General features: G+C 59.6%; 8 protein-coding genes and 1 tRNA gene. 2 read left to right on the top strand and 7 right to left on the bottom strand.

What is annotated here, in order from left to right:
* Positions 1 to 400: 400 nt before the first annotated feature.
* Entirely contained in the window at positions 401 to 1282 is an 882-nt protein-coding gene (locus tag FJ419_RS28190) for a nucleotidyltransferase (protein WP_064994781.1), read from the top strand.
* A 25-nt stretch (positions 1283 to 1307) separates the two neighbouring features.
* Complete coding sequence (locus FJ419_RS28185) at positions 1308 to 1850, top strand: SLATT domain-containing protein (RefSeq protein ID WP_224656008.1); 543 nt, start codon at positions 1308 to 1310, stop codon at positions 1848 to 1850.
* A 294-nt stretch (positions 1851 to 2144) separates the two neighbouring features.
* Here FJ419_RS28185 and FJ419_RS28180 read toward each other — a convergent pair whose 3' ends face one another.
* From FJ419_RS28180 to FJ419_RS28145, 7 genes are all read right to left on the bottom strand, one after another.
* Positions 2145 to 3353: an integrase arm-type DNA-binding domain-containing protein gene (locus FJ419_RS28180; protein ID WP_064994782.1), complete on the bottom strand. Its 1209-nt coding sequence runs from the start codon at positions 3351 to 3353 to the stop codon at positions 2145 to 2147.
* Between the two features lie 213 nt (positions 3354 to 3566).
* Positions 3567 to 3642, bottom strand: a tRNA-Phe gene (locus tag FJ419_RS28175).
* A gap of 165 nt (positions 3643 to 3807) precedes the next feature.
* Entirely contained in the window at positions 3808 to 4029 is a 222-nt protein-coding gene (gene yacG, locus FJ419_RS28170) for a DNA gyrase inhibitor YacG (protein ID WP_140700526.1), read from the bottom strand.
* A 13-nt stretch (positions 4030 to 4042) separates the two neighbouring features.
* Positions 4043 to 4669 carry a Maf-like protein gene (locus tag FJ419_RS28165; protein WP_095765708.1) on the bottom strand — a complete coding sequence of 209 codons (627 nt, stop codon included), beginning with the start codon at positions 4667 to 4669 and terminating at the stop codon, positions 4043 to 4045.
* Positions 4670 to 4797: 128 nt separating this feature from the next.
* Positions 4798 to 5016, bottom strand: a complete 219-nt coding sequence (gene infA, locus FJ419_RS28160; RefSeq protein ID WP_006200926.1) for a translation initiation factor IF-1 — start codon at positions 5014 to 5016, stop codon at positions 4798 to 4800.
* 198 nt (positions 5017 to 5214) lie between these two features.
* Positions 5215 to 5664: a low molecular weight phosphatase family protein gene (locus FJ419_RS28150; RefSeq protein ID WP_281405840.1), complete on the bottom strand. Its 450-nt coding sequence runs from the start codon at positions 5662 to 5664 to the stop codon at positions 5215 to 5217.
* Between the two features lie 100 nt (positions 5665 to 5764).
* Positions 5765 to 6250 (bottom strand): UPF0262 family protein, encoded by a 486-nt coding sequence (locus FJ419_RS28145; protein WP_095765706.1) that lies wholly within the window; start codon positions 6248 to 6250, stop codon positions 5765 to 5767.
* Position 6251 lies beyond the last annotated feature (1 nt).

Here is a 6251-nt window from a genome sequence, read left to right as displayed (position 1 = left end):
ATACGAGATTGCGTCACTCTTCATGGACGCTGCCTCGGTCCTGGTATTCCCGGCGTGTGGGTATCGAAGCACAAAAGCCACATCTTAGTTGCCATTCCGCAGCGAGGAGATCATGTTTGGCTAAAATAAGAAGAGCCTCGTTAAGCGGAAGCGGCCTGACTAGTTCGTTCGGCGTAAACTGGCAGCAACGTGTGAACGGGGGGCATTCCGGCAGGAGCGCAATCCCATGGGCGCGAGTTGATATCCAAATGAGGAAGAAACTGACATCAGCCCTCGCCACAGCCCGCGAGCATAGTTCATGTCCGCCGCGTAATATTCCCGTTGAACGCACACCGAAGCTATTGCGCTGAAAGCATAAAATTGCCATCTCCCGACGAAGTTACCGCTGGTGGGGATGGGAATGGGCGTATCTGACGAGTTCTACAACTTCCGGAATAACTACAATATCGGCACCGACCTGATCAGCTCGATAGGACAGCGGTACCGGCGTATCACCACGCGCCTTAACACAGACTTCTGGAACACTGATTCCAGCTCCGCCCACAGTCTCTATGTTGGCTCTTACGGTCGCGACACCGCCGCACGCGGAATCAGCGACCTGGATATCGGCTTCCAGCTCCCCTATGCGGAATACGTCAAATACAGCGCGTATCAGGGCAACGGTCAGTCCGCACTTCTTCAGGCCGTGAAAAACTCCCTCCTCAAAACCTACGGCTCCAGCAACGTCGGCGGCAACGGTCAGGTTGTCGTCATCTCCTTCACGGACGGAATCACATTCGAAATCCTCCCCTATTTCGACAACACGGACGGTTCCTGGACGTTTGCCGATTCAAACGGGGGAGGTACCTGGCGACAGTGCAACCCCCGGGCAGAGATAAATGCCGTCCAGACACGCAATACGGCCGTTAACGGCAACCTGAAAGCGCTCGGCCGCATGATGAGGGTGTGGAAAGACCATAATAGCGTTCCGATGACTGGAGCGCTGATTGACGCGCTTGCCTATCAGTTCATCGAAACGTGGGAGTATCGGGATAAATCCTACGGCTATCATGACTACATGGCGCGGGACTTCCTGAAGTATCTCTACGACCTCGACCGAGAGAAAACTTACTGGCGGATGCCGGGAAGCGGTTCCTACGTCTACAAGACGGGGGTGTTCTGGTTGAAGGCGCTCAGTGACTACAATATCGCCGTCGAGGCCTGCAACATGCAGACCGACGACAAAGCCGCACAGCGCCGCGCGAAATGGAGGATCGTCTTTGGCACAACCTTCCCAATTTGATCCGCGGTACCAACTCGAGAGCCAAGTGCGCGAGTGTTACGGCCGTTGCGCCTACACCCACAAGATCCACGAGAAGATGGCCGAGCGGCTTGCCGACCATCAATGGTATGCAAAGTGGTTCAACATCATCCTGTCCGCGCTCATCGCCGGCGGCGCGGTGACGACCGTTTTCAGGGCGGAGACGGGGCTTCTGCAATATGCGGAATACGCGACCGTCGTGCTTGCCATTCTCAGCCTGATCTACAACGCCTACCAGAAGGACCTAGACCCCGGTGCTCTCGCGCAGCGACACAGGGAAACCGCGTCCGACATCTGGAATGTGCGAGAATCTTACCTCAGCCTGATAACCGACGCGCTCAATACGGCAGTGCCAATTGACGACCTTCGGACTCAGCGCGACGAGTTGCAGACCAACCTTCACGAAATCTATCGGGCGGCACCCTTCACGGACGGGAAGGCCTACAAGAAGGCACAGAATTCCTTGAAGGACAACGAGGAGCTTATGTTCTCCGACAAGGAAATCGACGATATGCTGCCCACCACGTTAAGGCGGTCGAGCAGGGCTTAGTCAAGCGCCGGTCGGTCCCGCCAGCAGGCTAGGTAAATAAACGAACGGCGGCCTTTCGGACAGTGTAAAGGGCGTCTCAACGACCGAAATCGGGCGCAAAGCTCTCTTTCACTTCCAGCCATGTGTGGGCCGAATCGAGTCAGAATGCTTGGCTTCACTAGAAAATCGGGCAGTGTTAATGTGCCCCGAAGCGGGAGGGATCACTCTCGCAGAGTTTAATTCGGTACAATGGTACAGCGCTGCAAATCTCCATGTCTTGGTCATTAGATTCGCCAGACCAAAGGTGGCCCAGTTTTAGCGATCTTCAACCGCCGTTTTCACCCGCGCGTTTTTGCTCTCGAGTTCATCCAGATAATCGGCCCACCATTGCATCATCTTTACGCGCTCTTCCCAGTACTCTGCCCGGGCGTAGGCGCGACGTACGTCGTTGTTCTCAACATGGGCCAGCTGCCGCTCTATGGCGTCCGGATGCCATCTTCCGCATTCGTTTAGCAAAGTTGATGCCGTTGCTCGAAAACCGTGCGCGGTGGCTTCTTCCTTGCCGTACCCAATACGGCGAAGGGCAGCGTTAAGCGTGTTGTCGGAAATCGGACGCGAGCCCGATCGAATACTAGGAAACAACAGCGTGCCCCCACCAGAGGTTTCTCTAAGTGAGGTCAGGACCCCGACGGCCTGCCTGGAGAGAGGTACGCGGTGCGGCCGTCTCATTTTCATGCGCCCTTCAGGGATGCTCCACACCGAGCTTTCGAAATCGAACTCGTCCCATCCGGCCGCGCGCAGCTCGCCGGGGCGGGGAAACAGCAGGGCCATCAGCCTTAGGGCGGCTCGGGTTGTCGGCTGCCCGTCAAATGCATTGATCGCCCTCAGCAAGCCTCCCAAGGCCTTAGGATCGGTAACGGCGGCGCGCGGCGTGACCGTTGGACCGACGAGTGCTCCCCGCAGGGCGATCGTCGGATCTGTATCGGCGCGTGCGGTTGCGATTGCATATCGAAACACGCTGCCGATAGTGGAGCGCAGTCGCCTGGCCGACTCGTATCGACCGCGAACCTCCACGCTGCGGAGAGCGGCAAGAATTGTGGCCGGATCAATCTCCCGAACGCTTTTGTCCCCCAACGTTGGATGGGCAAAGTCGAGCAACCATTTGACCTTGGTGATGGTCCGGTCGGCACGACCCTCCTTCTTCAGCTTGTCGACATAGTCCTCCGCGATTGAGCGAAAGGTGTCCTCTGCCGAAGCCTTTTGTGACTTACGCTCCTGGGCGGGGTCGATGCCACGTAGGAGGAGACGTTTGGCGGTATCGCGCGCCTCGCGTGCCTCAGCCAGGGAGATGAGCGGATAGCTGCCCAACGCCAGAAGCTTCTGCTTGCCGCCAAAACGATAGGCGAGGCGCCATAGGCGAGATCCGGTAGGCTGAACCCAAAGCTGGAGCCCGCCACCGTCAGACAATTTCACGAGCTTTGAAGCGGGTCGGGCATTTCGGCATTTTACGTCGGAAAGCGCCATTTCCGGGAGCTCCATTTGGCTGCATCGATACCATCAGGATCTCCAATACCACCGAAAATACCAGCCCTCCGCCTCGTTGGACCAACTACGCCGAAATTCCACAAAACACGGCCAACCGCGCCTTGCGTCACAAAAATTACCAAGGATTTCAGACATTTGCCGAGACAAAAGCGTAGATGCTTCGGCGAAAGAGACTGTCGGGAGAAGAGGGGATGGTGCCCAGAGGCGGATTCGAACCACCGACACGCGGATTTTCAGTCCGCTGCTCTACCAACTGAGCTATCTGGGCCTGTGCCGGCTAACGGGATGCGCCCGCCGGGTTTCACGAAGGCGCCAGGCGGCGCCCCTTGAAAGCGCGTGGGTTATAGCACGGGAATCTTGCCTGTCCAGCGCCTAGGTGTTGATTTCGTCAGGAAAGAAAAATCGCTGGAAAACGACCGGTCGCCGGCTGCGCTCACGGCTCGTCCTTGGGCGTCGGGCCCGGCTTCGGGCTGTCGTCTTCTTCCTCTTCGCCATCGCGGCCGGGAATGACATAGGCGCCCTTCAGCCAGCGGTTGAGGTCGATGTCCTTGCAGCGCGCCGAGCAGAACGGATAATGCTCGCGCGCCGACGGTTTGCCGCATTCGGGGCAGGGCCGTTTCGGCCTCAGCGGCGTAACCTTCTCGCCCGAGCTCATGTGTAGACTATGCTCATGAGCGCGCGGCGTGCCAGTGCTGGTGCGCCTTGAAGCCTTCGCCGGAAAGCAGCGCCACGCTCTCGTAGAGCGGCAGGCCGACCACATTGGTGTAGGAGCCGACCAGCTTGACGACGAACGAGCCGGCCAGGCCCTGCACCGCATAGCCGCCGGCCTTGCCCCGCCACTCGCCGGACGCGACATAGGCGTCGATCTCCTCGCGCGGCAGCCGCTTGAAGCGCACCCTTGTCTCCACCAGCCGCTGGCGCAGCTTGCCGCCGGGCGTGATCAGGCAGATGCCGGAATAGACCCGGTGCGAGCGGCCGGAAAGCAGGCCGAGGCAATTGACGGCGTCGTCGATCGTCTCGGCCTTGGGCAGGATGCGCCGTCCGACCGCCACCACCGTGTCGGCGGCGAGGATGAAGGCTGGCGCATAATCCTCCTCGCTCTTCAGCGAGGCCAGCGCCTTCTCGGCCTTGTCCTTGCAAAGGCGCTTGGCCAGCGAGCGGGGATGCTCGGCGCGCAGCGGCGTCTCGTCGACATCGGCGGGCAGCACCCGGTCCGGCTCGATGCCGGCCTGCTGCAAGAGTTCGATGCGGCGCGGCGAACCCGAGGCAAGCACCAGCTTCTGCAGGATGCTCATGGGAGCATGATGCCGAAAAGTGTGAAGCGGTTTTCGGACGACATCATGCTCCACTCCCTGAGTTGGAGCCGGATGATTTCAGGTCGAGCAGACCTGAAATCATCCGGCTCTGGGTTCGCGCCGGACTGTTACTTGAAACGATAGGTGATGCGGCCCTTGGTCAGGTCGTAGGGCGTCATCTCGACCAGGACCTTGTCGCCGGTCAGCACGCGAATGCGGTTCTTGCGCATGCGGCCGGCCGTGTGGGCGATGATTTCGTGTTCGTTTTCGAGCTTCACCCGGAACATCGCATTGGGCAGCAGTTCGGTGACCACACCTGGAAACTCGAGGACTTCTTCCTTCGGCATTCGATACCTTTGCTTGGATGGGCGTTCCGGCGCCTAGAGCATGATGCCGAAAAGTGTCAAGCGGTTTTCGGGCGACATCGTGCTCTAGTTCTTTGATCCGGAGTCGGATGATTTCCGGCCGAACCGACCGGAAATCATCCGACTCCGGCCGGAATTTGCGGCGGAACCTATATGATAATCGCCCGCTTGTGAACATGCTTAATCGGCCGCGTTTTTTGCCGCAGGAAGCAGAAAACGTCGGCTTATGCGCGCTTTCAGCCGCTCGCGCACATCGCGATAGGCGGCCATGATATGCTCTCGGGTGCCGCCTGTGTCGGTCGGGTCGGGCATCGGCCAGTATTCGACCTCGACGGCGAGCGAACGGGTGAGCTCGAGCGCCGCATGATGCGCCTCCGGCGCTAGCGTTACGATCAGGTCGAAATAATCGTCCTCCATATCCGCCAGCGTCCTGGGTTGGCGCTCGCCAAGCGACAGGCCTTCTTCGGCGAGCACCGCATCGACGAACGGGTCGCGCTCGCCGGCGCGCACACCGGCCGAAGCGACGAAGGTGGTGGCGGGAAGCATGCGGCGCGCCAGCTGTTCCGCGATCGGCGAGCGCACGGCGTTCATGCCGCATAGGAACAGGATCGAATGGGGCAGGGCGGCCACTAGAGCATGATCCCAAAAAGTGGGAACCGGTTTTTGGAAAAGATCACGCTCCAACAAAGAACTGGATCAGTGTGGTGTTTCAACGAAACATCATCCTGATCTAGCCCCGCCAGTGCAGCACGCAGACCAGAGTGAACAGCCGGCGCGCCGTGTCGAAGTCGATCTCGATCTTGCCGGCTAGCCGGTCCATCAGCGTCTGCGAGCCCTCATTGTGCAGGCCGCGCCGGCCCATGTCGATCGCCTCGATATGGCTCGGCGTCGAGGAGCGGATGGCTTCGTAGTAGCTTTCGCAGATCAGGTAGTAGTCCTTGACGATGCGCCTCAGCGGCGTCAGCGACAGGATGTGGGTGACCACCTCGGCACCGTTCTCGCGGCTGACGCCGAAGACCAGGCGGGACTCGGCCAGTGAAAGCTTGAGCTTGTAAGGACCCGCGCCGTCATCGTTGACCGGCCGAAAACGGTTCTCCTCGATGAGGTCGAAGATCGCCACGGCCCGCTCGTGCTCGACGTCGGGCGTCGAACGTCCGATCGATTCGTCGAGCTCGACGTCGATCAGCCTGTCGCGGGTCTGGTCGCGGCCGGACATC

It is taken from the genome of Mesorhizobium sp. B2-6-2 (assembly GCF_006440615.1).
Classification (GTDB): Bacteria; Pseudomonadota; Alphaproteobacteria; order Rhizobiales; family Rhizobiaceae; genus Mesorhizobium.
This window is presented reverse-complemented; position numbering and strand designations above follow the sequence as displayed.

Coding starts and splice junctions, on each gene's coding strand:
- FJ419_RS28190 (WP_064994781.1), top strand. CDS start 401: ATGGGCGTATCTGACGAGTTCTACAACTTCCGGAATAACTACAATATC.
- FJ419_RS28180 (WP_064994782.1), bottom strand. CDS start 3,353: ATGGCGCTTTCCGACGTAAAATGCCGAAATGCCCGACCCGCTTCAAAG.
- yacG (WP_140700526.1), bottom strand. CDS start 4,029: ATGAGCTCGGGCGAGAAGGTTACGCCGCTGAGGCCGAAACGGCCCTGC.
- FJ419_RS28165 (WP_095765708.1), bottom strand. CDS start 4,669: ATGAGCATCCTGCAGAAGCTGGTGCTTGCCTCGGGTTCGCCGCGCCGC.
- infA (WP_006200926.1), bottom strand. CDS start 5,016: ATGCCGAAGGAAGAAGTCCTCGAGTTTCCAGGTGTGGTCACCGAACTG.
- FJ419_RS28145 (WP_095765706.1), bottom strand. CDS start 6,250: ATGTCCGGCCGCGACCAGACCCGCGACAGGCTGATCGACGTCGAGCTC.